This is a genomic window from Gordonia sp. IITR100, from assembly GCF_002009645.1.
GTDB lineage: Bacteria > Actinomycetota > Actinomycetes > Mycobacteriales > Mycobacteriaceae > Gordonia > Gordonia hongkongensis.
The window spans coordinates 398,122-423,333 of the sequence record NZ_MVKV01000003.1 but is presented as its reverse complement, the minus strand read 5'-3'; the positions used below and the strand labels follow the sequence as shown (position 1 = coordinate 423,333).

The 25,212-nt window shown below is 68.3% G+C and carries 21 protein-coding genes; 6 read left to right on the top strand and 15 right to left on the bottom strand.

The window, feature by feature from the left end; all coding sequences use genetic code 11:
- Window positions 1-24: 24 nt before the first annotated feature.
- The 3 genes from B1818_RS08330 to B1818_RS08320 form a co-directional block, all read right to left on the bottom strand.
- Window positions 25-2,559 (bottom strand): FHA domain-containing protein, encoded by a 2,535-nt coding sequence (locus tag B1818_RS08330; RefSeq protein ID WP_078112467.1) that lies wholly within the window; start codon window positions 2,557-2,559, stop codon window positions 25-27.
- A gap of 117 nt (window positions 2,560-2,676) precedes the next feature.
- Entirely contained in the window at window positions 2,677-4,494 is a 1,818-nt protein-coding gene (gene arc, locus B1818_RS08325; RefSeq protein ID WP_058250428.1) for a proteasome ATPase, read from the bottom strand.
- Window positions 4,495-4,695: 201 nt separating this feature from the next.
- Window positions 4,696-5,526 (bottom strand): tRNA (adenine-N1)-methyltransferase, encoded by an 831-nt coding sequence (locus tag B1818_RS08320; RefSeq protein WP_065632207.1) that lies wholly within the window; start codon window positions 5,524-5,526, stop codon window positions 4,696-4,698.
- A 203-nt stretch (window positions 5,527-5,729) separates the two neighbouring features.
- Between B1818_RS08320 and B1818_RS08315 the strand changes: the two genes are divergently transcribed.
- Window positions 5,730-6,614 (top strand): RecB family exonuclease, encoded by an 885-nt coding sequence (locus B1818_RS08315; RefSeq protein ID WP_058250581.1) that lies wholly within the window; start codon window positions 5,730-5,732, stop codon window positions 6,612-6,614.
- Between the two features lie 67 nt (window positions 6,615-6,681).
- Window positions 6,682-7,527 (top strand): thioesterase family protein, encoded by an 846-nt coding sequence (locus B1818_RS08310; RefSeq protein WP_078112414.1) that lies wholly within the window; start codon window positions 6,682-6,684, stop codon window positions 7,525-7,527.
- Window positions 7,528-7,605: 78 nt separating this feature from the next.
- Here B1818_RS08310 and hisG read toward each other — a convergent pair whose 3' ends face one another.
- The 5 genes from hisG to B1818_RS08285 all read right to left on the bottom strand — a co-directional run bounded on the left by hisG (window position 7,606) and on the right by B1818_RS08285 (window position 10,888).
- Entirely contained in the window at window positions 7,606-8,451 is an 846-nt protein-coding gene (hisG, locus tag B1818_RS08305; RefSeq protein WP_058250425.1) for an ATP phosphoribosyltransferase, read from the bottom strand.
- Window positions 8,452-8,540: 89 nt separating this feature from the next.
- Window positions 8,541-8,804, bottom strand: a complete 264-nt coding sequence (locus tag B1818_RS08300) for a phosphoribosyl-ATP diphosphatase (RefSeq protein ID WP_014926729.1) — start codon at window positions 8,802-8,804, stop codon at window positions 8,541-8,543.
- Window positions 8,801-9,472, bottom strand: a complete 672-nt coding sequence (locus tag B1818_RS08295) for an HAD family phosphatase (RefSeq protein ID WP_078112466.1) — start codon at window positions 9,470-9,472, stop codon at window positions 8,801-8,803. Before B1818_RS08295 ends, B1818_RS08300 begins: the two co-directional genes overlap by 4 nt.
- A gap of 80 nt (window positions 9,473-9,552) precedes the next feature.
- Window positions 9,553-10,353: a helix-turn-helix transcriptional regulator gene (locus B1818_RS08290; protein WP_078112413.1), complete on the bottom strand. Its 801-nt coding sequence runs from the start codon at window positions 10,351-10,353 to the stop codon at window positions 9,553-9,555.
- Window positions 10,354-10,417: 64 nt separating this feature from the next.
- Complete coding sequence (locus B1818_RS08285) at window positions 10,418-10,888, bottom strand: CinA family protein (protein WP_078112412.1); 471 nt, start codon at window positions 10,886-10,888, stop codon at window positions 10,418-10,420.
- 118 nt (window positions 10,889-11,006) lie between these two features.
- Here B1818_RS08285 and B1818_RS08280 point away from each other — a divergent pair, with 118 nt between their 5' ends.
- Window positions 11,007-11,861, top strand: a complete 855-nt coding sequence (locus B1818_RS08280) for an alpha/beta fold hydrolase (protein ID WP_058250579.1) — start codon at window positions 11,007-11,009, stop codon at window positions 11,859-11,861.
- On the opposite strand, the gene B1818_RS08275 is transcribed toward B1818_RS08280, so the two are convergent.
- Window positions 11,774-13,204 (bottom strand): MFS transporter, encoded by a 1,431-nt coding sequence (locus B1818_RS08275; protein WP_078112411.1) that lies wholly within the window; start codon window positions 13,202-13,204, stop codon window positions 11,774-11,776. The two genes, B1818_RS08280 and B1818_RS08275, sit on opposite strands and share 88 nt — an antisense overlap.
- Window positions 13,205-13,343: 139 nt before the next feature.
- Here B1818_RS08275 and B1818_RS08270 point away from each other — a divergent pair, with 139 nt between their 5' ends.
- The gene (locus tag B1818_RS08270; RefSeq protein ID WP_078112410.1) at window positions 13,344-14,267 is read left to right on the top strand and encodes a manganese-dependent inorganic pyrophosphatase; all 924 of its coding nucleotides are present in this window, start codon (window positions 13,344-13,346) and stop codon (window positions 14,265-14,267) included.
- A gap of 216 nt (window positions 14,268-14,483) precedes the next feature.
- A complete protein-coding gene (locus tag B1818_RS08265; protein ID WP_078112465.1) occupies window positions 14,484-16,106 on the top strand; it encodes an HNH endonuclease signature motif containing protein in 1,623 nt (540 codons plus the stop codon).
- 487 nt (window positions 16,107-16,593) lie between these two features.
- On the opposite strand, the gene B1818_RS08260 is transcribed toward B1818_RS08265, so the two are convergent.
- Entirely contained in the window at window positions 16,594-17,361 is a 768-nt protein-coding gene (locus tag B1818_RS08260; protein WP_078112409.1) for a crotonase/enoyl-CoA hydratase family protein, read from the bottom strand.
- A 38-nt stretch (window positions 17,362-17,399) separates the two neighbouring features.
- On the bottom strand, window positions 17,400-20,990 hold the full coding sequence (gene metH / locus B1818_RS08255) for a methionine synthase (RefSeq protein WP_078112408.1): 3,591 nt from the start codon (window positions 20,988-20,990) through the stop codon (window positions 17,400-17,402).
- A 51-nt stretch (window positions 20,991-21,041) separates the two neighbouring features.
- Between metH and B1818_RS08250 the strand changes: the two genes are divergently transcribed.
- On the top strand, window positions 21,042-21,920 hold the full coding sequence (locus B1818_RS08250; protein WP_058250418.1) for a PAC2 family protein: 879 nt from the start codon (window positions 21,042-21,044) through the stop codon (window positions 21,918-21,920).
- A 28-nt stretch (window positions 21,921-21,948) separates the two neighbouring features.
- On the opposite strand, the gene B1818_RS08245 is transcribed toward B1818_RS08250, so the two are convergent.
- The 4 genes from B1818_RS08245 to B1818_RS08230 all read right to left on the bottom strand — a co-directional run bounded on the left by B1818_RS08245 (window position 21,949) and on the right by B1818_RS08230 (window position 25,192).
- Entirely contained in the window at window positions 21,949-22,257 is a 309-nt protein-coding gene (locus B1818_RS08245) for a hypothetical protein (protein ID WP_058250417.1), read from the bottom strand.
- A 54-nt stretch (window positions 22,258-22,311) separates the two neighbouring features.
- Window positions 22,312-23,565: a cysteine--1-D-myo-inosityl 2-amino-2-deoxy-alpha-D-glucopyranoside ligase gene (gene mshC / locus B1818_RS08240; protein WP_058250416.1), complete on the bottom strand. Its 1,254-nt coding sequence runs from the start codon at window positions 23,563-23,565 to the stop codon at window positions 22,312-22,314.
- 66 nt (window positions 23,566-23,631) lie between these two features.
- Window positions 23,632-24,486, bottom strand: a complete 855-nt coding sequence (locus B1818_RS08235) for an SCO1664 family protein (RefSeq protein ID WP_078112407.1) — start codon at window positions 24,484-24,486, stop codon at window positions 23,632-23,634.
- On the bottom strand, window positions 24,458-25,192 hold the full coding sequence (locus B1818_RS08230; protein ID WP_078112406.1) for a DUF3090 domain-containing protein: 735 nt from the start codon (window positions 25,190-25,192) through the stop codon (window positions 24,458-24,460). Before B1818_RS08230 ends, B1818_RS08235 begins: the two co-directional genes overlap by 29 nt.
- Window positions 25,193-25,212: the final 20 nt, after the last annotated feature.

Here is a 25,212-nt window from a genome sequence, read left to right as displayed (position 1 = left end):
TCAGTGCTGGTCAGCCGCCGCGGGTCACCGCTTCTTCAATCGCAGCCGCGAATAGGTGAAGGCGAGCAGCAGCGCGCTGATCACCGCGAGCACCCCGTAGGCGAGTGCGGTGTGCGCGACCGATGTCTCCCACAGCGTGATGCGCTGCGGCGCGGCCACATTGATGTTGTAGAGGTCCACGCTGCCGGCCGCGGCGACATACCCCCAGAACGACGGGAAGATCCACGACAGCTGTTCGAGTCCGATGCCGTCGAGTTTGAACAGGCCGCCGCAGAACACCAACTGGACCATCACGACGATGACCAGCGGGGGCATGACCTGCTCGTTGGATTTGACCGCCGACGAGATGGCGAGACCGACGAGCGTGCTCACGCAGGCGAGGACGGCCACCGCGACGAGCAACGCCAGCGGCGGCGGGAGGATCGGACCGCCGAAGTCGGGCAACCCCCGACCGGCGAAGGTGATGCCGACCATGATGATCGTCTGCAGCACCGCGGCGACGAAGAACACCACGATCTTGGCGAAAAGGTATGCGCCGGGCCGCAACCCGACGGCGCGCTCGCGTTCGAAGATGTCGCGCTCCCCGACGAGATCGCGCACGGTCAGCGCGGCCCCCATGAACGCGGCCCCGACGACGAGCACGACGAGGATCTGGATCGCCTCCGCGCCGTCCTTCGGTGGCGGCGCGTTCGGGATCACCTCGAGGCGGGCGAACCCGCTCGAACCCGGGATCACCAAGGTGAGCAGGCCGAGCACGACGGGTAGCAGCACGAGGAAGACGAGATAGCCGACGTCGGCGAAGATGAGCCGTACCTGGCGTCGGGCGATGGTCGACGACTGGCGGGTGAAGCTCGTGTGCGGCACCGGTATCGGCGGACCGGGGGGACGCTGGGGCGGCGGCGGATTCGGCGCTCGGCGGTGCCGGTCAAGGTACCGCATGTGTGCGGTGTCCGGCTGATCGGCGACGTACGCGAAGATCTCTGCCCAGTCGGAGGTGCCCATCTCCCCCTCGACCTGTCCGGGCGGGCCGCAGAAGGACGTCTTGCCGCCGGGCGCCAGCAGCAGCACCTGGTCGCACATGGACAGATAGGTCAGCGAGTGCGTGACCACGAGGACCACACGCCCGGCGTCGGCGAGCCGGCGGAGGGTGGCCATCACCTGGCGGTCGAGTGCGGGGTCGAGACCGGAGGTCGGTTCGTCGAGGATGAGCAGTGACGGACCCGTCAGCAACTCCATCGCGACCGACGCGCGCTTCTGCTGGCCGCCGGACAGCTTCTCCACGCGGGTGTCGACATGCTCGGTCAGCTGCAGCTCGCTGAGCACCCCGTCGATGACCCGGTCCCGATCGGCCTTCGAGAGGTCGGGTGGCAGGCGCAGTTCCGCAGCGTAGCGCAAGGCCTGCCGGAGCGTGAGCTTGTGGTGCAGGACGTCCTTCTGCGGCACCATGCCGATGCGGGTGCGCAGAGCGTCGTATTCGGCGTGGACGTTGCGGCTCTCGAAGGTGACCAGGCCGCTCGTCGGTGAGTTGAGTCCGGCCGCGATCTTCGACACCGTCGACTTACCCGCGCCCGAGGGGCCGATCACCGCGGTCAGCGTGCCCGGACTGGCGCTGAAGTCCACGTCGGCGAGCAGACGCTTCCCGCCGTCCACGACGAGACTCACACCGTGGACGTGGAGGCCGTCGGCGACCGCGGCGCTCTCCTGCCCGCGCATCAGCGTGCCGCCGGACACCACGAAGTCGCTGTTGCCGATGGTGACGACGTCGCCGTCGGTCAGTTGCGCGCTCGACACCCGCCGGCCGTTGACGAAGGTTCCGTTGACGCTGCCGAGGTCCTCGATCACGAGGGCAGCCCCGCGGCTGGACACCTGTGCGTGGTGCCGGGACGCCAGGACGTCGCTGACGACGATGTCGTTGTCGGGCGTGCGTCCGATCCGCTGGACTCCGCGGAGCGAGATCGACTCGCGCTCGGGCGGTGTCGGCGCGCCCGGCAACCGGTAGACCGCCGACACGTTCTGCTGCAGCGCCTGCAGATGCGGCGCGCTCAGGACTTCCTGCGGCATCGGGTCCACACGGTACTGTCGCCCGCCCGGTGCATGGGCCGGCATCTGGCCTGAGGCCGGGACAGGCGCGCCCGGGAACCCCGCCGAGCGAGGACCTGACGGCGGGTAGCCCGACTGCATCGGACGCGAGACCGGCGGGCCCGGCCGGGACGGCGCGCTGCGCCCGGAACCACTCGAGGGCGGTCGGCCGCCGGATGCGGGCACGTCGACCACGAGGTCGACGACCGGACCCGTGTTCACGTCGCCGAGGCGTACCTGGGTCGTACCGGGCACCATGAACTCGGCCATCCGCCGGCCGTTGACGAAGAAGCCGTTGGTGCTGCCGATGTCGACGAGACACCAGGCCGTACCGCGCCACTCGATGGCGAGATGCCGACGCGACACCATCGGATGGTTGATCACGATGTCGTTGTCGGGCTCACGCCCCAGGGTGATGCGCGGAGCGCCGCCCAGTGGATGCGGCGCCCCACCGTCGACGATCACTCGTCCACGCGCCATCGATGTGCTGTTCATCGCCGACAACTCTAGTGCTTGACGGCGCTGTTCACGCGGTTCTGTCGAGCAGACAGCCGACCCCGTGGGAGTCGGCTGTCTGCTCGGTCGAGACCACTGTCGCTACAGGTACTGACCCGTGTTCGTCTCGGTGTCGATGGCCCGGCTCGCGCCCGCACTCTTGCCCGTGACCAGCGTGCGGATGTACACGATCCGCTCGCCCTTCTTGCCCGAGATCCGAGCCCAGTCGTCGGGGTTGGTCGTGTTGGGCAGGTCCTCGTTCTCCGCGAACTCGTCGAGGATGGAGTCGAAGAGATGCTGGACGCGCAGACCCGGTGCACCCGTGTCCAGTTGCGACTTGATCGCGTACTTCTTGGCCCGGTCGACGACGTTCTGGATCATCGCGCCGGAGTTGAAGTCCTTGAAGTACATGATCTCTTTGTCGCCGTTGGCGTAGGTGACCTCGAGGAACCGGTTGTCCTCGCTCTCGGCGTACATCCGCTCGACGACCTTCTCGATCATCGCGTTGACACAGGCCGTGCGATCGCCCCCGAATTCGCCGATGTCGTCGGCGTGGATGGGCAGCTCCTCGGTGAGGTACTTGGAGAAGATGTCGATCGCGGATTCGGCGTCGGGACGCTCGATCTTGATCTTCACGTCGAGGCGCCCCGGGCGCAGGATCGCGGGGTCGATCATGTCCTCGCGATTCGACGCACCGATCACGATGACGTTCTCGAGGCCCTCGACGCCGTCGATCTCACTGAGCAGCTGCGGGACGACGGTGGTCTCCACGTCCGAGGAGACGCCCGATCCGCGCGTGCGGAAGATCGAGTCCATCTCGTCGAAGAAGACGATGACCGGCGTGCCCTCCGAAGCCTTCTCGCGCGCCCGCTGGAAGATCAGCCGGATGTGCCGCTCGGTCTCACCGACGAACTTGTTGAGCAGCTCGGGGCCCTTGATGTTCAGGAAGTACGACTTCGCCTCCTTGGCGTCGTCGCCCCGCACCTGCGCGATCTTCTTCGCCAGGGAGTTGGCCACGGCCTTGGCGATGAGCGTCTTGCCACAGCCGGGCGGACCGTAGAGCAGCACGCCCTTCGGGGGACGCAGCTGGTAGTCGCGGAACAGGTCCTTGTGCAGGAACGGGAGTTCGACGGCGTCGCGGATCTGCTCGATCTGGCGGCCCAGGCCACCGATGTCCTCGTAACCGACGTCCGGGACCTCCTCCAGGACGAGATCCTCGACCTCGGCCTTGGGCACCCGCTCGAACGCGAACCCGGCCTTGGTGTCGATGAGCAGCGAGTCGCCGGGACGCAGCTTGCGACGCAGACCGTCCTCACCGTCGACCTCGCCCAGCAGCGGTTCGGCCAGCCAGACCACCCGCTCCTCGTCGGCGTGACCGACGACCAGGGCGCGTTTGCCGTCACCGAGCACCTCGCGCAGCGTGCTGATCTCGCCGACGGTGTCGAACTCGCAGGCCTCGACGATGGTCAGGGCCTCGTTCAGACGCAGGGTCTGCCCCTTGGTCAGCAGGTCGGTGTCGATGTTGGGCGAACAGGTGAGGCGCATCTTGCGGCCCGAGGTGAACACATCGACGGTGGCGTCGGGGTGCACGTCCAGCAGGACGCCGTACCCGCTCGGCGGCTGACCCAGACGGTCGACCTCCTCGCGGAGAGCGACGAGTTGCTGTCGGGCTTCCTTGAGGGTGTCGAGCAGCTTCGCGTTGCGTGCGGTGAGGCTGTCCACCCGCTCTTGGAGATCCCCGGCCGGCCGGCCGGCTGCGCCGCGCGCAGACGAGTCCGGGCCGCTCCGCGACAGCGGCGACTCGGTGCCGCTCCGCGGCGGGGGCGGAGTGTAGGCGGGGACGAAGCCCTCGTCGGATGCACTGGCGCCCTCGGGAACCGCGCGGTCCCCCAGTGCGTCGTGGCGGTCAGATTCGGTCATTGCTGACTCCTCTCGCCGGCAATCACCCGATCCCTCGATCGGAATGCTCGCGCCGTATCCCTACGCTACCGGCCGAGACGGCGAATCGCCGTCCACCGCGCAATCGCCGGTGTTGACGGTGTGTTAAATGTGCGTCTTCGCAACGTATTCGCGATGTTTCACCGCACAGCCCGGCGACTGGCCGTTGCTCCGCGGCCGCGCTCAGCCCTTGCTCGGACGGCGCTGTGGACGCAGCGTGGTGGTGCCGTCGGCAAGGCGCCGGGCCGTGATCAGAAAAGCGGTGTGGCCTTGCATTTTGTGTTCGGGACGCACCGCGAGGCCCACCGCGCTCCACTCGCGGAGGAGCGTCTCCCAGGCCCGGGGCTCGGTCCAGCACTCCTGCTCGCGCAGGGCCTCCATCACCCGGGACAACTGGGTGACGGTCGCCACGTAGACCGTCAAGACCCCGCCTGGTTTCAACACGGTCCGCACGACGTCGAGCGGTTCCCAGGGCGCGAGCATGTCCAGGATGACGCGATCGAACCGTTCGTCCCGATCCACGTTCGCCAGATCGTCGACGGTGAGGTGCCAGTTGTCCGGCCGTCCCCCGAAGAAGGTCTCGACGTTGCGGATCGCGTGCTCGGCGTGGTCATCCCGGATCTCGAAGGAGACGACTTCACCGTCGGCACCGACCGCGCGCAGCAGCGAACACGTCAGCGCCCCGGAGCCGGCACCGGCTTCGAGGACGCGGGCGCCCGGGAAGATGTCGCCCTCGAGGACGATCTGGGCGGCGTCCTTGGGATAGATGACCTGGGCCCCGCGCGGCATCGAGAGCACGTAGTCGACGAGCAGCGGGCGCAGCGCCAGATATTGGGTACCGCTGGTCGCGGAGACGATGCTGCCCTCGGGCGAACCGATGAGATCGTCATGGGAGATGGCACCGCGGTGGGTGTGGAACTGCTTTCCCTCGTCGAGCAGCACCGTGAACTTGCGCCCCTTGGCATCGGTCAGCTGAACCCGGTCGCCGACGACGAACGGTCCGGTGGTGGGCACTGGTGCTTCCTCTCGTGAACGATCCGAACCCGCGCGACTCGGCGCAGGGGTTCGTGGGCCGTGTGGACGTTACCCGACGAGGTGGCCCGGTCCTGCCTCGTGTCGCTGCGGGGAGGGCGCCGCCCGGGTGGCCGGCGAGCGGACCCGAGTGTCGGGACCTCGGACTGTCGGGCCTGGCGCCTACCCTGCGAAGGGTGAGCACGATGACCGGAGTCGGAGACGCCTCCCCCAGCACGACCCCGACAGGGACCCCGGACGGCCCCGACGCGGATGCGCGAGGGATCGTCGGGCGCCCGCTGGCGCTGTCGCCGTCCCGCGCCGCGGACTTCAAGCAGTGCCCGCTGCTCTACCGCTACCGTGCGATCGACCGCTTCCCGGAGACCCCCACCACCGCGCAGACCAGGGGCACCGTCGTCCATGCCGCGCTGGAGAATCTGTTCGACCTCCCGGCCGAGCTCCGCACGCAGGACTCGGCCGAGTTGCTGGTCGAAGGCGCCTGGGCCGCGATGTGCGAGGGCGACCCCGAGCTCGCGAAGGTCATCGGCGAAGGTGGCCAGGCCGCGTTCCTCGCCGATGCGCACAAGCTCATCGCCACCTACTACACGATGGAGAATCCGACCGCCTTCGACGCCGACGCGGTGGAGGAACACGTCGAGATCGACGCCGACGACATGCTCATGCGGGGGTTCATCGACCGCATCGACGTCGCGCCGACCGGCGAGATACGCGTCGTCGACTACAAGACCGGGCGGTCGCCGGGTGAGGCGTACGAAGCCAAGGCGTTGTTCCAGATGAAGTTCTACGCGCTCGCGATCCTGCGCACCCGCGGAGTCGTTCCCGCCCGGTTGCAGCTGATGTACCTCTCCGACGGGCAGCAGCTGATCTACCGCCCGGACCGTGACGAGCTGCTCCGCTTCGAGCGCACCCTGCGCGCGATCTGGCAGGCGATCCGCACGGCCGTGGCCTCGGGCGACTTCCGGCCGAAGAAGTCGTGGTCGTGCAAGTTCTGTGAGCACCGCGCCCGGTGTCCGGAGTTCGGGGGCGTCATCCCGCCGTACCCCGGTCCCCCGGCGGGTTTCGCGGTCTGACCAGCCCCGACGTCCACGGGACGCCCCCGCCCCGACCCATTATGTCGGCAGTCATAGAGTGACTCAGGTGGAGAACTCGTACTACGAACCCATCGATGCCCCGTCGGATGCTGCCCGTGACGAGGGCGACTTCGAGTACTTCCGCCCGACCGAGGCGACGCTGAGCGTGTGGTCGCCGACGATGCAGCACGGTGGTCCCCCGTCGGCCCTGCTGATGCGGTCGTTGCTGCGGTGCCAGCCCGACCCGGCTCAGCACTTCACGCGTGTGACCACCGAGATCCTCGGTCCGGTCGGGCTGGGCGTCAACCGGGTCGCCGCCCGGGTCGTGCGGCCGGGCCGCCAGATCAGCCTCGTCGAGACCGAACTGCAGGTGCAGCAGGCCGACGGGACGTTCCGCGCCGCCGCCCGCTCGGTGGGGTGGCGGCTCCGCGTCGCCGAAACCGCCGAGATCGCGAACGGTCCCGATCCCCTGACGCCCGGACCGGACGAGTCGAAGGCGGTGATCGGCTTCTCCGACGACAACGGCGAGGCGGTCGACTGGGGCACCCTCGGGTTCATCGGCACCATCGAGTCGGTCCGGGCCGAGGGGCGCAACGGCTCGACTCCCGCGGTGTGGCTGCGGCCGGCGATCCCGCTCGTCGCCGACGAGAAGACCGAAGACCTGGAATCGATGTTCACCGTCATCGACGTCGCCAACGGGTTGGGCACCCGACTCCGCCCGAATCAGTGGACGTGGATGAACACCGACACCACCGTGCACCTGACGCGCGTCCCGAGCGGACCGTGGGTCGGCATCGACGCCCACATGATCGCCGGTCCGGACGGGTTCGGCAGCACCTTCGCCGACCTCTACGACGCCTCCGGCCACATCGGCCGGTCGGCCCAGACGGTGATGCTCAGCGCGGCCCAATAGCCACAAACCCACCACTAATCGGCAAACCCACCAGCTGCGAGCTGGTGGGTTTGCCGAAAATGGGTGGATTTGCCTCCGCTAGAACCGGCAGGACCGGATGTCCGTCGCCAGGATGGCCTTGGCGCCGAGCTCGGACAGCTCGTCCATGAGGTTCTGGTGGTCCTTGCGGGGCACCATTGCGCGGACCGCGACCCAGTCCGGGTCGGCCATGGGCGCCACGGTCGGCGACTCGAGGCCCGGCGTGAGCGCCGACGCCCGATCGAGAAGCGAACGGGGGCAGTCGTAGTCGATCATCACGTACTGCTGTCCGAACACCACGCCCTGCACTCGGGCGACGAACTGCCGTTCGGCCTTGGTGAGGTCGGCGTCGCGTCGGGAGATCAGGACCGCCTCGGAATCGCACAGCGATTCACCGAATGCCACCAGGCCGTGCTGACGCAGCGTGCGACCGGAACCGACGACGTCGGCGATCGCGTCGGCGACACCGAGCTGGATCGAGATCTCGACCGCACCGTCGAGCCGGATGATGTCGGCGGTGATGCCATGACCGGCCAGGTCCTCGCGCACGAGGTTCGGGTACGACGTGGCGATGCGTTTGCCCGCGAGATCGGCCACTGCCCACTGCTGGTCGGCCGGAGCCGCGTAACGGAAGGTCGACGAGCCGAAGCCCATGGCCAGCTGTTCGCCGACCTCGGCGCCGGAGTCGCGAGCGAGGTCACGTCCGGTGATGCCCAGGTCGAGCCGGCCGGAGGCGACGTAGATCGCGATGTCCTTGGGACGCAAGAAGAAGAACTCGACGTCGTTGTTGTTGTCGAGGACCGTGAGGTCCTTGGCGTCGGTCCGGCGGCGATAGCCGGCCTCGGAGAGGATGGCCGACGCGGATTCGGAGAGCGCACCCTTGTTGGGTACGGCCACTCTCAGCATCTCGTTGTCCTTTTCGTGGAGTGCGCCTGCGGGCGCGGGGATGGAGCAGAACTGTGTCGTGTGGACTGTGTGCGGACCGGGTCAACCGGTCACAGATGTCGGTACACGTCCTGCAGCGTCAGTCCCCGCTTGATCATCATCACCTGCAGCCAGTAGACGAGCTGCGAGATCTCCTCGCCGAGCGACTCGTCGGATTCGTGTTCGGCGGCAAGCCAGACCTCACCCGCCTCTTCGATGATCTTCTTGCCCAGGGTGTGGACACCGGAGTCGAGGGCGGCGACGGTACCCGAACCCTCGGGACGGCTCTGCGCCTTGTCGCTGAGTTCGGCGAACAGCTCCTCGAAAGTCTTCACGATTCCTCATTTTTGCATGTCGAGATGCGCGCGAGACCGCCGGTCCATGCACCGGCGACATCGTCGAGGTCCAGCCCGACCAGACTGGTCCGGAAGACGCGCAACCGGCCCGGCTCGACCGGTGCCGCGGACTCGACGACGAGCGTCGGACATCCGGCCGCCGATGCCGCCTGGGCGCCGGTCGGCGAGTCCTCGACGGCCAGACAGTCGGCCGACGGGACACCGAGCAGTTCCGCCGCGCGCAGGTAGGGATCGGGCGCGGGTTTGCCCACCGCCACCTCGTCGCCGCAGACCGTCGTGGTGAAGCGTCCACACCCGATGGTCTCCAGGGCCACCTCGGTCAACTCCCGCACCGTGTTCGTCACCAGCACCATGGGGATCCCTGCCCCGGCCACCAGGTCGAGTGCTTCGGCTGCGCCGGGACGCCACGGCAGGTCGTCGGCGAACAGTTCGGCGACCCGATCGAGAGTCCAGCGTCCGTCGGCATCGGGATCGCGCTCCGCGGCGGACAGACCGGCCGCGTCATGCACCTTCGCCAATGCGTCCGGCAGCGAGTTCCCGAGAGTGGATTCGCGGAGTTCCGGTGACATGACGATGCCGTGCCGGGCGGCCAGTTCCGCCATCGCGACGTCCCAGATCGGTTCGGAGTCGAGCAGCGTGCCGTCCATGTCCCACAGCACGGCAGCGGGGAGTCGCGCACCCGAGGGTGAGGTGGGGCCGGCGGTGGAGACGGTGGGGGCGGTGTCGGTCACCCCTGCATCATCGCAACCCACCGCTCGGTGGGCTCGTCGGCGGGGTAGAACAGCTCGATGGTCAGCTCCTCGAGGGTGACATCGCGTGGGGAGCCGAACGTCGTGAGGGTGCTGAAAAACGACAGCACCTGATCGCCGAGTGCGAGCCGGAACGGCACCAGCAACTGCGGTTGTCCCCCGACTCCGGCACGGTCGCGGGCGAGACGTCCGTCGAGTGCGGCGACGGTCGGATATCCCGAGACCTCCCGTTCGAGGGCGGCGAGGCGCGGATCGCCGGTGATCCGCGCCATCCGCCGGAGCAACTCGAGCAGGTAGGTCGCCCACTCGTCGAAGTTGTGCGTGGCCCGCGCGAATCCGTCCGGATGCAGCGACACCCGGAACAGGTTGACCGGTCCGGTCTGCAATTCGGGCGGCAACAACTCGAGAAGGGTGAGCGCGGTGTCGTTGGCCAGCACGACGTTCCAGGTCCGGTCGAGCGCCATGCCCATGTTCGGGTTGTGGGCGTCGAGCAATCGCTGGACCGACGACCGGACGTGGGCCATCGTGTCCGAGTCGAGCGGTTCCTCGCTGTAGCGGGGTGCGTGCCCGGCAGCGAGGAGCAGCGAATTTCGTTCTCGCAGTGGAACATCGAGCCGCTCGGAGAGCGCCTCGAGCAGCGCCGGACTCGGGCGTGACCGGCCGGTCTCGACAAAACTGAGGTGACGCGGCGAGACACCGACCTCGTAGGCGAGATCCAGCTGGCTCACCGAGCGGCGAGAGCGCCACTGCCGCAGCATGCTTCCCACCTCGACGGTCATGGGGTCATGGTAGGTCCCGGGCGGGAGCGCGGCGACTACCTCACGGGTAACGGTCGTCCGGCGATCAAGACCGCAGACAGGACTCGATCAACTCCAACGAGTGTCCGATCGTCTGGGCGAGGACCTCTTCGGGTTCACCGTCGAACACTTCCCGGGAGGCGCTGACGCGGCCGCGGTGATCCAGTCCGAACCACACCGTTCCCGGTGCCGCCTCGTCGGGTTCGGGACCGGCCTCACCGGTCACCGCGACGACGAGGTCGGCGTCGAACAACCGGGCGGTCGATGCCACCATCGCGCGCGCCGCGGTCTCGCTCACGACCGGCCCCTCGGGCACGTCGAGCAGTTCGTACTTGACGTCCTTGTGGTAGGCCACGACCCCGCCGCGGAACCACGTACCCGCGTTCGGCGCCTTGCTCAGTTCGGTTGCCAGGTTCCCGCCGGTCAGCGATTCGGCGACCGCGATCCGGACGCCTGCTTCCATCGCGGCGTCCGCCACGCGCTTGCAGGTCTCCGAGAAATTACTCACATCCGACATGTGTCGCTCCCTTCGTGTCCGCGTCGACCATCGCTGGTTGGTATCCACAGGGCCGCGCCTCGAAACGACTACCTGGTAGGTAGTGGTGCCGGCGGCGCGGGTGCGAGACGTTGGGGACATGACCCGCATCGAGAACGACCCCGTTCGCACACGGCACACGACGGTGTTGATCTCGCCGGCGATGGGAGTGCCGGCGCGTGTGTACCGGCGCTTGACGGAGGCCCTGAGCAGAGCCGGACTCGACGTCGTGATCGTCCCTCGGCGAGGGATCGAGGAGGGAAGCGAGCCACCGTCTCGACGTTCCGACTGGTCCTATGCCGACGAGGCGGACGATCTGGCCGACGCCGTGACCGCCGCCCGGACGGAAACCCCGGAGACGAGGGTCCTGGTGCTCGGTCACAGCCTGGGTGCACAGCTGGCGGCGTTGGTGGCGTCACGGACCGATCGTGCTCCCGACGGGATCGTGGCGATCGGCGCCTCGGTCCCCCACTTCCGACACTACGGCGCACGCGGGATCCCGCTCGCCGCACTGGCCGCGTCGGTCACGCCGGTCGCGGCGGTGCTCGGCCGGTGGCCACGACGCGGCTTCGGCGGTCCGACGCCGCGCACGCTGATGCGGGAATGGGCGCGCATGGTGCTGACCGGGTGGGCGCCGTTCGCACTCGACTCCCGAATGCGGTTGCCGGCGTTGTCGATCCGGCTGCACGACGACGAGGTCGTGTCCGGCCGCGCCGCGGACGCCTACGACGCGGCGTTCGACAAGGACGCGATGTCGACACTGTGTTACCGGGCCTCCGACGGTCCGGCCGGGGGCGTCGCGACGCACCTCGGATGGACGCGGACGCCTGATGGGATCGTCGAGCTGATCGCGCGATGGTGGGAATCTCACGCCGTCCAGGAGCCCGATCGGGACTCGACGCGGTCGCGTGTGCGCACGGCGGTTCGTTCCGCCCAGGCGCCGGTGGCGAGATAGGCCAGCACGGCGATCGCCACGCCGCACAGCGTCACCACCATCCAGAACGGTCGTGCGGTGGCGCTCAGGTCGTCGGCCACCGTTCCCACCCGTCCGGAGAACGCGATGGCACCGGACACCGCCACGCCCAGCGCCGTCCCGACCTGGCGCCCGGTGGACGCCATGGCGGAGGCGAGTCCCGCCTGGGTTCGCGGCATGCCCGACACCGCGGCATTCGTGATGGGCGCGTTGACCAGTCCGAAGCCGATGCCGAACCCGAGGTAGGCCGCGCCGAGGTAGGTGAACGGGGTATCGGATCCGACGCCGAGGAGCAGCACTCCGCCCGCCGCCATCCCGATCCCGCCCGCGAACAGTGGCGGCCGGGACCCCCGCGCGGCGACGAGGCGTCCCGAGACCGGCGCGCAGGACGCGGCGGCCAGAGCCAACGGGATCAGCATCAGACCCGCGCCGAGCGGACTCAGTCCGCGGACTTCTTGCAGGTACAGGGTGTTGACGAACAGGAACCCGCCGGTCGCCGCGAACGCGATGACCGCGCACACGACCGCGACGGTGAACGGCACACTGCCGAAGAACCGCGGGTCCAGGAGCGGCTCGTCGCGGCGCAACTCGTAGCAGATCAGGACCACAGACGAGCACGCAGCGACCGCAAAACAGCCGACGATGACGCCGGACCTCCAGCCCAGCACATGCCCTTCGATGATCCCGAACGTCACGGTTCCCAACAGCACGAGGATCAACAGCTGACCCACCACATCGGCCCGTCGAGGCTGTGGCGCCCTCGACTCGGGGACGTACCGCCGGCTGAGAACGAGGGCGAGCACGCACACCGGGACATTGAGCACGAAGATCGCCTGCCAGCCCAGGCCAGAAACCAGCGCACCACCGACGACCGGGCCGAAGGCCAGACTCGCCCCGAATGCGCTTCCCCACAACCCGATCGCCCGCGCACGCGCCTTCGGCTCGGTGAACTCAGTGGTCACGATCGACAGGGCCACCGGGTTCAGCATCGAGCCACCGACCGCCTTGACAGCCCGGGCCGCGATGAGCACCTCCGGTGTCGGCGACACCGCGCAGAGCACCGACCCGGTTCCGAAAATCGCGAGGCCGACCCCGAAGATGCGTCTGCGACCGAGCCGGTCGCCGGTGGTGCCACCGAGGATGAGCAGGCTCGCGACGACCAGCGTGTACGAGTCGACCACCCACTGGAGCTGAGACGGCGTGGCGTCGAGATCGGCGCCGATCGACGGCAGCGCCACGTTGACCGCGGAGATGTCGAGGCCGACGAGGAACATGCTCAGGCAGCAGACGACCAGGATGACGCGTCGACGCCCGGTCGTGGACATGGGGCCAATGTAGAACCCCGACCCCGGGCGCGGGCGCCGACCCGGTGAGGATCATGCTCACGGGGAACGAGACCCGCGAGGCGCCGGGATCGTCGTAGTCTGGGCCCACGCGCACCGCCGAGGAGAAAGCCGAGGTCCCATGTCGAAGATCCTGGTGTTCGGACACCGCAACCCCGACACCGATGCCATCGGGGCGGCGATCGGCCTCGCCCACCTCGAAGCCGCGCTCGGCAGCGATGTCGAGGCCGTTGCCCTGGGCCGACCGAGTCTCGAAACCACCTTCGCACTGGAGCATTTCGGACTCGACGCGCCGCGCGTCATCGAGACGGCCGCGCCGGCGAAGGTCATGCTCGTCGACCACAACGAGCGCCAGCAGAGCGTCGCCGACATCACCGACGTGACCGTCCTGAAAGTCATCGACCACCATCGGATCGCCAATTTCGAGACGGCAGCGCCGCTGTACATGCGCGTCGAACCGGTCGGATGCACCTGCACGATTCTCACCCGGATGTACGCGGAGAACGGGGTCGAGATCCCGCGTCCGCAGGCGGGCATCATGCTGTCGGCGATCATCTCCGACACCCTCTTGTTCAACTCCCCCACCTGCACCGACGCCGATCGCGCCGCTGCCGCCGAGCTTGCCGACATCGCGGGCGTCGACGTCGACGAGTACGGCGACGCGCTTCTACGGGCCGGGACCGCGCTCGGCGACGAGCCGGTGTCGGCGATCATCGGACGGGACTCCAAGAGCTTCGACATGGGGCCGAAGACGGTACGGGTCTCGCAGGTCACCACGGTCGACTCCGCCGAGATACTCGACCGTCGCGACGAGTTCCTGACGGCAATGACCGCCGAGAAGGAGGCAGCCGGCTACGACCTCTACCTCCTGCTCATCACCGATGTGATCAAGGCCGACTCGGACCTGCTCGTGGTCGGCGAACCCGCCTCGGCCATCGAGCAGGCGCTGGGTGTCACCGTCGCCGACGGCCACGCCTTCGGCAAAGGCGTCGTCTCGCGCAAGAAGCAGATCGTCCCGCAGTTGACCGAAGTGCTGGACGTCTGAGCGGTCTCTGGCCTCCCCGCGCACATCCGCAGCCGAGAGAGGACTCGTAACAACAAAATTCGAGGACAACCCAAACCGGCGCCCCATCTACCACAACGCACCGACAAGTTGTCGCCGACGAATACCGTTGCACAACAGACACTTTCGAGTTGCGAGATGCCGACTGTGGTGTACACTCGAACGTACATTCGCGGCTACGGTTCTTGGGGGGTGGCCATGTCTGACGGATCAGCGACGCCGCAGCCGCGTGCCGTCGAGTTGATCGCCGACCTCCACCGCATCGTGGACGAGTTGCAGACGGTCGACCTGGGGCCGTGCACCGATGCCGAGTTGGCCGAAGTGGCAGCCGATACCGAGAAAGCGATCGCACGGTTGACTGTTGCTGGTGACCGGCAGATCGATCAGGTCGAGGCCCGCGACCTGCCCCGCAAAGCCGGGTGCCGAACACTCATGCAGTACATGACCCACCGGCTACGCGTCTCCAACCCGATGCGACGCCGTAAGCAGATGGACGCCACCGCCACCCGCACCAGCCTCGGCGGCGAGGTCCTACCACCTGAACACCCCACCCTGGCCGAAGCGTTCGCCGCAGGAGCGGCCGGTTCCGCGCACGTGCAGGCCGCCCTCGATGTCCTCGACCAGATCCCCAACGCCGTCGCACACGATGTGAAAGTCGCGGCTGAACGGCAGATGGCGGAGATCGCCGTCGACCACACACCCGCCGACATCACCCAACTCGGTGCCCGGTTGCTGGCTCATCTCGACCCCGACGGCACATTGGCTGATGACACCGACCAGAAACGACGCCGCAACTTGTGGATCGGCCGCCAACGCGCCGATGGCACCGCCAAGATCTCCGGCACCCTCACACCCGAACTCGCCGCCCGGTTGACGATGATGTTCGCCGTATGGGGCAAACCAGGACTCAATAACCCCGACGACCCCCACTCACCGTCCGGACCCGTCGGCACCGCCGACCCCGACGCCCTGACAGCCGCGGCCGACCGTGACAGCCGCACTCCCGCGCAGGTCAACCACGACGCCCTCGACGCCGCACTCGCCGCCGGATTCGCCGACGGGACCCTTGGAAAGTCGCACCGCGGGTTGCCCGTGCAACTGATCATCAAAGCCGACCTCAACGACCTCATCCGCGAAGCCGGACTCGCCACCACCGCCACCGGCACCCTGCTTCCCATCCGGGACTTGATCGCGATGGCCGGTGAGGTCCAGCCGTGGTTGGCCATCTTCAAAAACGCCACCGCCGTCCCCCTGCACTTCGGGCGCGGGAAACGACTCGCCACCCGCGAACAACGCCTCGTCTCGTTCGCCCGCCCTGACGGCGAAGTGTGCTCGGCGCCCGGGTGTGATCAGCCCGCCACCCACGTCGAGCTTCATCACGCCCAGAAGGACTGGGCCAAGGGTGGTCTCACCGACATCGACGATCTCGCCCCAGCCTGTCCCCGTCATAACCGCATGGTCGGCGACAATCCCGGCCAGTACACCACCCACATCGAACGCTCTGGACCCGATGAAGGCCGCTGCCTCTGGCGACTCAACGCCGAACCCGGCGCACCACCCAACCCCGAACGCCTCAACCGCCGACCCGACATCCCGCGGCGATTCACACAACACCTGAACACCGTGCGCGAGCAGATCCACGGGCCACCAACGCGGTCCGGCGATCACGCGCGCCCGAACAACCGGCACCACGACGACGCGCGTCGATCATGGTCGAGAACCAGCCACGTCATCGACGTGAGACCACCCCGACCCGGCCAACGACAGCTCCGACCCTCCCTCGTCGAAGCATTCCTAGCCGAGTACCTCGCACGCAACTGACTGCGCTACAGCGCAAGAGGACCCGTCGTAGCTCGTCGACCTCCTTCGTCCCTTGCTCGGCCCGGCGGCTATCGCTCCTCATACCTCAGTGTCTGCGGCCTGACGGCCGTCGTGGACTGCGAAAGAACCCGTTGCGCTCGGCGCGAGCCCAATCACTGCTCCCTGAGGAGGCCGGAGCATGCGGAGGCCTTCACGAAGGGTCCTGGTGAGTCGGGTTGCGAAGACCCTTCGTGACGCACCCTCCGCAAGCTCCGGGCGCTCCTCAGGGAGCGGGGTTGGTCGCCCTCCGCAAGCTCCGGGCGCTCCTCAGGGAGCGGGGTTGGTCGCCCTCCGCAAGCTCCGGGCGCTCCTCAGGGAGCGGGGTTGGTCGCCCTCCGCAAGCTCCGGGCGCTCCTCAGGGAGCGGGGGCAGGGCGTTCTTTCGGATCAGGGAGCAGGGGCTGGTGAGTAGCTTGGCGCGTCGAGACGTTCCGCATTCGTCGGATCGTCTAACTGCCCACGCCCTCCCCGTGCCGGCCCGCGCCGCCGGCGAATCTGCTTGCGCCGGCCAGGGTGTCGGTGGCGAGCGAGACCATGCCGTGTCGGAGTTCGTTGGCGATGGCCGCGTCCGTGTCCAGGCCGTCCTGTTCGAGGACCGACAGCCGGTCCTGGCGCATGCACGTCTGCGGGAACGCGGCGACCTCGGTGGCCAGTGCGATCGCGGCCGGTAGCGCGGTCCCGGACGGGACGACGCGATTGGCGAGCCCGATCGACAATGCCTCGTCGGCGGTTACCGCCCGGCCGGTCAGCACGAGATCCATGGCCCGGCTCTCGCCGATCAGGCGCGGAAGTCGAACGGTCCCACCGTCGATCAACGGGACGCCCCAGCGCCGGCAGAACACCCCGAAGACGGCGTCGTCGTCGACCACACGCAGGTCCGCCCACAGCGCCAGCTCCAGTCCGCCGGCCACGGCGTGCCCGGAGATCGCCGCGATGACCGGCTTGGACAACGTCATTCGGGTCGGACCCATAGGGCCGTCACCGTCGGGTGCCACCCGATTCGGGTCACCGTCCGAGATGGCCTTGAGATCGGCTCCGGCGCAAAAGGTCCCGCCTTCTCCGTGAAGCACCGCGACCGACACCGAGTCGTCGGCGTCGAACCGCCGGAAGGCATCCGCCAGCGCATCGGCGGTCGCGCGGTCGACGGCGTTGCGCCGATCCGGCCGGTCGATCCCGATGATCCGCACCGGCCCCTCGGACCGCTCCAGAACCGTCATGGCCTGTCCCCCGTCCCTCGATCCGGTGGCGAAGTACGTCAGGTGTTGAAGTACTTCGCCTCCGGATGGTGCAACACGAACGCGTCGGTCGACTGCTCGGGATGCAACTGCAACTCCTCGGACAGTTCGACGCCGATCCGTCCCGGCTCGAGCAACTCCATCATCTTCGCCCGGTCCTCGAGGTCAGGGCAGGCGCCGTAACCGAACGAGAAACGCGCGCCGCGGTATTCGAGGTCGAAGAAGCCCTGGGCGTTCTCCGGGTCCTCGCTGGCCATCGTGCGGTCGCCGAACGCGAGTTCGCTGCGCACCCGCTGATGCCAGTACTCGGCGAGCGCCTCGGTCAGCTGCACGCCGATGCCGTGCACCTCGAGGTAGTCGCGGTAGGCGTTGTCGGCGAACAGCTTGTTGGCGAAGTCGGCGATCGGCTGTCCCATGGTGACGAGCTGGAACGGCAGCACGTCGACCTTGCCGGCCGCCTTCGCGTCGGCGCGGGACCGGATGAAGTCCGCGATGCACAGGAACCGCGACCGCTGCTGACGCGGGAACGTGAAGCTGAACCGCACCGGCGCATCCGGTTCCGGCTCGGTGAGCACGTGGACGGTGTCGCCGTCGCTGACCGCCGGGTAGTACCCGTAGACGACGGCGGCATGCTGCAGGATGTTCTCGGTCGACAGGCGATCGATCCAGTACCGCAGGCGTGGCCGCCCCTCGGTCTCGACGAGGTCCTCATACGACGGCCCGTCACCACCGCGGGCGCCCCGAAGACCCCACTGACCCAGGAACAGCGCGCGCTCGTCGAGGAGCTGCATGTAGTCCGCGATCGGGACGCCCTTGACGATCCGCGACCCCCAGAACGGCGGGGTCGGGATCTCGTTGTCGGCGGCCACATCCGAGCGGGCCGGCACCTCGACGGGTTCCTCGGCGGCCTTGCGCTTGGCCGCGATCCGCTTCGATCGCTCATGGCGGGCCTTGCGTTCGGCGGCCTTCTCCGCCGCGGCTCTCGCCTCGTCGCTGTCCGGGTCGGGTCCCCCGCCACGCTTGGTCGCCATGATGTCGTCCATCAGGCGCAGACCCTCGAAAGCGTCACGCGCATAGTGCACGTCGCCCTCGTAGGTCTCGGAGAGATCGTTCTCGACGTAGGAGCGGGTGAGTGCGGCGCCGCCCAGCAGCACCGGGTACTCGTCGGCGAGCCCACGGGAGTTGATCTCCTCGAGGTTCTCCTTCATCACCACGGTCGACTTGACCAGCAGCCCGGACATCCCGATGACGTCCGCCCGCTTGTCCGCGGCGACGTCGAGGATGGTCGCGATCGGCTGTTTGATGCCGATGTTGACGACCTCGTACCCGTTGTTGGACAGGATGATGTCGACGAGGTTCTTGCCGATGTCGTGCACATCGCCCTTGACGGTGGCGAGGACGATGCGTCCCTTGCCGTCCTCGCCGGTGGCCTCCATGTGCGGCTCGAGATGCGCCACCGCGGTCTTCATCACCTCGGCGGACTGCAGCACGAACGGCAGCTGCATCTGGCCCGAACCGAAGAGTTCGCCGACGGTCTTCATCCCGGCCAGCAGCGTGTCGTTGATGATCGTCAGCGGCGGGACCTGGGTCATTGCCTCGTCGAGGTCGTCGGTCAGACCGTTGCGCTCACCGTCGACGATCCGGCGCTCCAGGCGCTCGAACAGCGGCAGCTTCGCCAGTTCCTGGGCCCGCGACTCACGCGCCGAGGCGGCCGAGACACCCTCGAACAGCTCCATGAGCTTCTGCAGCGGGTCGTAACCCTCACGTCGCCGGTCGTAGACGAGGTCGAGGGCGACCTCGCGGTGCTCCTCCGGGATCCGGGCCATCGGCAGGATCTTCGACGCGTGCACGATCGCGGTGTCGAGGCCGGCCTGCACGCACTCGTGCAGGAAGACCGAGTTGAGCACCTGTCGCGCAGCGGGATTGAGCCCGAAGGAGATGTTCGAGATGCCCAGCGTGAAGTGCACGTCGGGGTGGGCCTCGTGCAGCCGGCGGATCGCCTCGATGGTCTCGATGCCGTCGCGTCGGACTTCTTCCTGACCCGTCGAGATCGGGAAGGTCAGCGTGTCGAGGATGATGTCCTCTTCGGCGAGCCCCCAGTTGCCGGTGATGTCGGCGATCAGCCGCTCGGCCACCCGGACCTTCCAGTCCGCGGTACGCGCCTGCCCCTCCTCGTCGATGGTGAGCGCGACGACCGCCGCCCCGTGCTCGACGACGAGCTGCATGATCTTGGTGAACCGCGAATCCGGTCCGTCGCCGTCCTCGTAGTTGACCGAGTTCACCGCGCAGCGCCCGCCCAGCGACTCCAGACCGGCTCGGATGACCTCCGGCTCGGTGGAGTCGAGCATGATCGGCAGCGTCGACGAGGTGGCGAACCGGCTGGCGAGAGCCGTCATGTCGGCGGCGCCGTCGCGACCGACGTAGTCGACGTTGAGGTCGAGCATGTGCGCGCCGTCGCGGGTCTGGTCCTTGGCGATGTCGAGGCACTTCTGGTAGTCCTCGGCGATCATCGCCTCGCGGAAGGCCTTGGAGCCGTTGGTGTTCGTGCGCTCACCGATCACCAGGAAGCTGGCGTCCTGGTCGAAGGGCACCGCGGAGTACAGCGACGACGTCTCCGACTCGTGTTCCGGGGTCCGGGTCGCCGGGGTCACCTCGGACACCGCGTCCGCGACCTGCCGGATGTGTTCGGGTGTCGTGCCGCAGCAACCGCCGACGAACTGCAGGCCGAACTCGCCCACGAACTGCGACATGGCCTGCGCGAGTTCCTCGGGCGTCAGCGGATACTCGGCACCGTTGGCACCGAGGACCGGCAGACCGGCATTGGGCATCACCGACACCGGGATGCGCGCATGCTTGGAGAGGTACCGCAGGTGTTCGCTCATCTCGGCGGGACCGGTGGCGCAGTTCAGGCCGATCAGATCGATACCGAGCGGCTCCAGCGCTGTCAGCGCGGCACCGATCTCCGAGCCGAGGAGCATCGTGCCGGTCGTCTCGACCGTGACGTGGGAGATGATCGGGATCCTGCGGCCCACCCGCTCCATCGCACGGCGGGCGGCCACCACCGCCGATTTGACCTGCAGCAGATCCTGCGAGGTCTCGATCAGGATCGCGTCGGCACCGCCCTCGAGCATGCCGATGACGCATTCCAGGTAGGCGTCGCGGATGGCCGCATACGTGGTGTGGCCGAGGCTGGGCAGCTTGGTGCCCGGCCCGATCGAACCCAGGACGAAACGGTCGGTGCCGTCGGCCGAGGGACCCATCTCGTCGGCGACGCCGCGCGCGATCGTCGTTCCCTTGTACGACAGCTCCCGGATCCGGTCCGCGATGTCGTAATCGCCCAGATTCGACAGGTTGCACCCGAAGGTGTTGGTCTCCACGGCGTCGGCGCCGGCCTCGAAGTACGCACGGTGGATGCCCTCGAGGACGTCGGGCCGGGTGTCGTTGAGGATCTCGTTGCAACCCTCGAGGCCACGGAAGTCGTCGAGCGTCAGATCCGCGGCCTGCAGCATGGTGCCCATCGCCCCGTCGCCGATCAGTACCCGACGCGACATCGCCGACAGAAATGTCGTGTCGAAATCGCGTGGATCGGTTCCGGAGAAGTCAGGGGACATGGTTGACAGCGTAGTTCGCCCTCTCTGCGTGTTCGGTCGTAGGCTGGATCGGTGAACGCTGAGCAGACGTCGAACCTTCCCCAGCTGCGCAGACCCATTCTGCTCGCGGCCTTCGAGGGGTGGAACGACGCCGGGGACGCCGCCAGCAGCGCTGTCGAGCACCTGGCACTCGAATGGGACGCCCGACCCCTCGCCGACATCGACTCCGATGAATACTACGACTTCCAGGTCAATCGCCCCACCGTGAATCAGATCGACGGGGTCACACGCCGGATCGACTGGCCGACGACGTCGATCTCGTACTGCAGCCCGCGGGGCGCCGACCGCGACATCGTGCTGGTCCGCGGCATCGAACCCAACATGCGGTGGCGGGCGTTCTGCGCCGAGATCGTCGACCTCGCGCAGGAGCTCGGTGTCGAGACCACGGTGATGCTGGGCGCATTGCTCGCCGACACCCCGCACACCCGCCCGGTGCCGGTGACCGGCGCGGCCTACAGCAGCGAGTCCGCGGCCCGGTACAACCTCGCGGAGAGTCGCTACGAGGGACCGACCGGTATCACCGGCGTGCTCCAGGATCTCTTCGTCCAGGCGGGTCTGCCGGCCGTCTCGTTCTGGGCGGCCGTCCCCCACTACGTGTCGACGCCGCCGAACCCGAAGGCCACGGTGGCGCTGCTGACCCGCGTCGAGGAGGTCCTCGACATCGAGGTGCCGCTCGGCACCCTCCCCGAGCAGGCGGAGGAATGGGAACGCGCGGTCACCGAGATGACGGAAGACGACGAGGAGATCGCCGACTACGTGCGCGGGCTCGAAGAGCGCGGGGACGCCGAGGTCGACACCGACGAGGTCATGGCGAAGATCGACGGCGACGCGCTGGCCGCCGAGTTCGAGCGCTACCTCAAACGTCGCGGCCAGGGCCCGTTCGGACCCTGAACCAGGCGTCCGGCCGGAATCCGGGTCGTCAGCCGATCTTCTCGATGGACACCACGGGGGTGGTGATCCGCCACGTGCGGACGTCGGGATCGTCGGCGGCGCGCACCCAGAACTGCGCGGACTCCCCCAGGCGACAGGACTTCACCCCGAGCAGCGGGATGTCCTCGGAGTCGCGTCGGAGCCTGCTGACCGTCCAGTCCTCGTTCTCGGTGCCGCCGACCCCGGGGGCCCGGAGCAGCGTCATCTCGGTGAAATCCAGCAGGTAGGTCGACGTCCGGGTGACGACGGTGTACACCCCGGCGTCGGTCTCGGGTCGGATCTCTTGCACGCGCGCCACGTCAGCACTCTACCCAGACGTCGGCGCGCGGACATCCGGGTGTGGGGACAACGCCTATCGGACGTCGGGGACGAGCGGGATTCCCAGCAGCGCGTCGACCGCGGCCGCGAGTTCGGCGGGCGCCGTCGTCGACGAACCGATTCCGTTGCGGACATCCGCGCACCAACCGTCCACTGCGGCAAGCGCTTTAGGGGTGTCGAGATCGTCGGCGAGATGCTGGCGGAGCCGCGCGATGACCGGTTCGGCGTCGGGTCCGGTACTCGCGCCGAGCGCCGCACGCCAGCGACCGAGGCGTTCGACGGCCGTGTCCAGGACCGCGTCCGTCCACATCCGGTCACCGCGGTAGTGGTCGGCGAGCAGTGCGAGTCGGATGGCCGCGGGGTCCACGCCCTCGCGACGCAGGACCGACACGAACACGAGATTGCCACGACTCTTCGACATCTTCTCGCCGTCGAGCCCGACCATCCCGGTGTGCACGTAGTGCCGGGCGAACCGCCGCGAACCGGTGAGGGCCTCCCCGTGGGCCGCCGAGTACTCGTGGTGCGGATAGATGAGATCGTTACCGCCGCCCTGGATGTCGAACTCGATCCCGAGCCGGTTCAGCGCGATCGCCGAACACTCGATGTGCCAGCCCGGCCGGCCCGGACCGAACGGCGACTCCCACGACGGCTCGCCCGGACGTTCGGCGCGCCACAGCAGCGCGTCGAGCGGATCGCGTTTGCCGGGACGATCGGGATCGCCGCCGCGCTCGGCGAAGAACCGTTCCATGGTCTCGCGGTCGTACCCCGACTCGTAGCCGAACTGTTCGGTGGCATCGGTGCGGAAATAGACGTCCGGGAACTGCGCATCGTCGACGGTGTAGGCGGCCCCGGAGGCCAGCAGCTTGCCGACGACTTCGACGACCTCGTTGACCGACTCGACCGCGCCGATGTAATCGCGCGGGGGCAGGACGCGCAGGGCGGTCATGTCGTCGCGGAACAGCTGCGTCTCCCGCGCCCCGAGATCACGCCAGTCGACGCCGTCCCGGTCCGCCCGTTCGAACAGCGGGTCGTCGACGTCGGTGACGTTCTGCACGTAATGAACCTCGTGACCCTGATCGCGCAGGATCCGGTTGACCTGGTCGAAGGTCACATAGGTGGCGGCGTGCCCCAGGTGGGTCGCGTCGTAGGGGGTGATGCCGCACACGTACATGGTCGCGGTGGCCCCGGGGGCGACGGGACGGACCGCACGGTCGGCGGTGTCGTAGAGACGGAGGGCGGGTCCACTGCCCGGTACGGCGGGGAGTTCGAGATCGGGCCACGACTGCATGCGTCCACTGTATTGCCCACCGCGCGCAGGCCCTTCACGGCCTCGTCCGGGACGGAGCGCATTCGCTCAGAACGGCGGCCACGGGATGGGCCGGTGACCGGGCGGGTGCGGCATGGTCGCGCTCTCGGCGACCACGATCGCGCGGATCGCGAGCGACTCGATCTCGTCGGGCGTGATGTGTTCGGCGAGCTGTGCGCGCAGGGCCGAGCCGTCGGTCTCCAAGCGCTCCGCGAGTTCGGCGACATCGGCGACGAGGTGCCCGGGTACCGGTTCGCCCGCCCAGCCCCACAGCACCGTCCGCAGTTTGTCCTCCTCGTGCAGACAGATGCCGTGGTCGATCCCGTAGACGGTGCCGTCCAGACCTTCCAGGACGTGACCGCCCTTGCGGTCGGCGTTGTTGAGGATGACGTCGAGCACCGACATGCGCTGCAACCGCGGGTCGTCGGCGTGCACCAGCACGACGGGGTCGCCGTACGGGTCGTAGGCCTGCAGGACCGCGAGATAGCCGGCGGGTACCGCGCCCACCGGGCACAGGTCGACCAGGTCGACCCGCGGTTCGGTCTCCGGGATCGGGTGATCGGTGTTGTCCGGTGTCTCGACCCAGCGCTGCACCATCCCGGGCCCGAGCGGCCCGTCGCGGTGCACCGTGGTCGGGATCGTGTCCCACCCCAGCGCCTCCGAGATCAGGTACGACGCCACTTCCCGTCCGGCGAGCGTGCCGTCGGGGAAGTCCCACAGCGGGACCTCACCGCGCACTGGTTTGTAGACACAACGCACCGAGGTCCGGTCGTCGAGCACCGCATCGCACACGAGCGTCGCGTTGCTGGCCGAGGGGATCCGGCCGAGGATGGTGAGTTCGCCGTCGCGGAGGACGTGGTCGACCGCGGGCTCGTCAGTCACGTGCGGAAGAGCCGGCGTCACCGGGCTCGTCGGGGTCGTCCGGGTCACCGGACGGCGGGGTGTCCCCCGCCTGACCGAAGGGGTCGTCGTCAGCCGCCAGGCCCGGATCACTCTGTGCGGCAAGGCTGTTGAAGACATCAGGGTCGATGAAGTCGAGGGATTTGCTCAACTCCGCGTCCCGTTTGTACCCGTTGGTCCGGATACACAGGTGACCTTCGGGGTCGAGCGGTTCGCTGCACAGCGGGCACGGCTGTCGTCCCGCGGATATCACCCTCGACGAACGGGCGGCGAACTCACGGGCCGCCGCGGTCGTCAGGAAGACCCGCACCGCGTCCGGGCCCTCGTCGGTGTCGTCGAGGACCACGCTTTCGTCGAACTCCCCCTCGGTGATGGCGAGCAACTCGACCACGACCGCCTCGGATTCGGCGTCCCAGCCGAGACCCATGGTGTCGACCCGGAACTCGGCGTCGACCGGCATCACCAGCGGACTCAGGTCACCGACCCGGTCGGTCTCCGGCGGGATCGGCGTGCCGAAGCGTCGGTGGATCTCGTCGAGCAGGGCACCGATCCGGTCGGCGAGGATCTGGACCTGCTGCTTCTCCAGCATCACGCTGATGATGCGGGCCTCGTGGACCGCCTGGAGGTAGAACGTGCGGTCACCGGGCTGCCCGATCGTGCCCGCCACGAAGCGGTCCGGGCTCCGGAACACGTGTATCGCTCGAGACATCACACCTCCTTCGTCGTCTG

Coding starts and splice junctions, on each gene's coding strand:
- B1818_RS08265 (WP_078112465.1), top strand. CDS start 14,484: ATGTCTGACGGATCAGCGACGCCGCAGCCGCGTGCCGTCGAGTTGATC.
- B1818_RS08230 (WP_078112406.1), bottom strand. CDS start 25,192: ATGTCTCGAGCGATACACGTGTTCCGGAGCCCGGACCGCTTCGTGGCG.
- B1818_RS08290 (WP_078112413.1), bottom strand. CDS start 10,353: ATGACCGTCGAGGTGGGAAGCATGCTGCGGCAGTGGCGCTCTCGCCGC.
- B1818_RS08280 (WP_058250579.1), top strand. CDS start 11,007: ATGACCCGCATCGAGAACGACCCCGTTCGCACACGGCACACGACGGTG.
- mshC (WP_058250416.1), bottom strand. CDS start 23,565: ATGCAGTCGTGGCCCGATCTCGAACTCCCCGCCGTACCGGGCAGTGGA.
- B1818_RS08270 (WP_078112410.1), top strand. CDS start 13,344: ATGTCGAAGATCCTGGTGTTCGGACACCGCAACCCCGACACCGATGCC.
- B1818_RS08285 (WP_078112412.1), bottom strand. CDS start 10,888: ATGTCGGATGTGAGTAATTTCTCGGAGACCTGCAAGCGCGTGGCGGAC.
- B1818_RS08275 (WP_078112411.1), bottom strand. CDS start 13,204: ATGTCCACGACCGGGCGTCGACGCGTCATCCTGGTCGTCTGCTGCCTG.
- hisG (WP_058250425.1), bottom strand. CDS start 8,451: ATGCTGAGAGTGGCCGTACCCAACAAGGGTGCGCTCTCCGAATCCGCG.
- metH (WP_078112408.1), bottom strand. CDS start 20,990: ATGTCCCCTGACTTCTCCGGAACCGATCCACGCGATTTCGACACGACA.
- B1818_RS08295 (WP_078112466.1), bottom strand. CDS start 9,472: ATGGACGGCACGCTGCTCGACTCCGAACCGATCTGGGACGTCGCGATG.
- arc (WP_058250428.1), bottom strand. CDS start 4,494: ATGACCGAATCTGACCGCCACGACGCACTGGGGGACCGCGCGGTTCCC.
- B1818_RS08260 (WP_078112409.1), bottom strand. CDS start 17,361: ATGACGGTTCTGGAGCGGTCCGAGGGGCCGGTGCGGATCATCGGGATC.
- B1818_RS08330 (WP_078112467.1), bottom strand. CDS start 2,559: ATGGCGCGTGGACGAGTGATCGTCGACGGTGGGGCGCCGCATCCACTG.
- B1818_RS08315 (WP_058250581.1), top strand. CDS start 5,730: ATGACCGGAGTCGGAGACGCCTCCCCCAGCACGACCCCGACAGGGACC.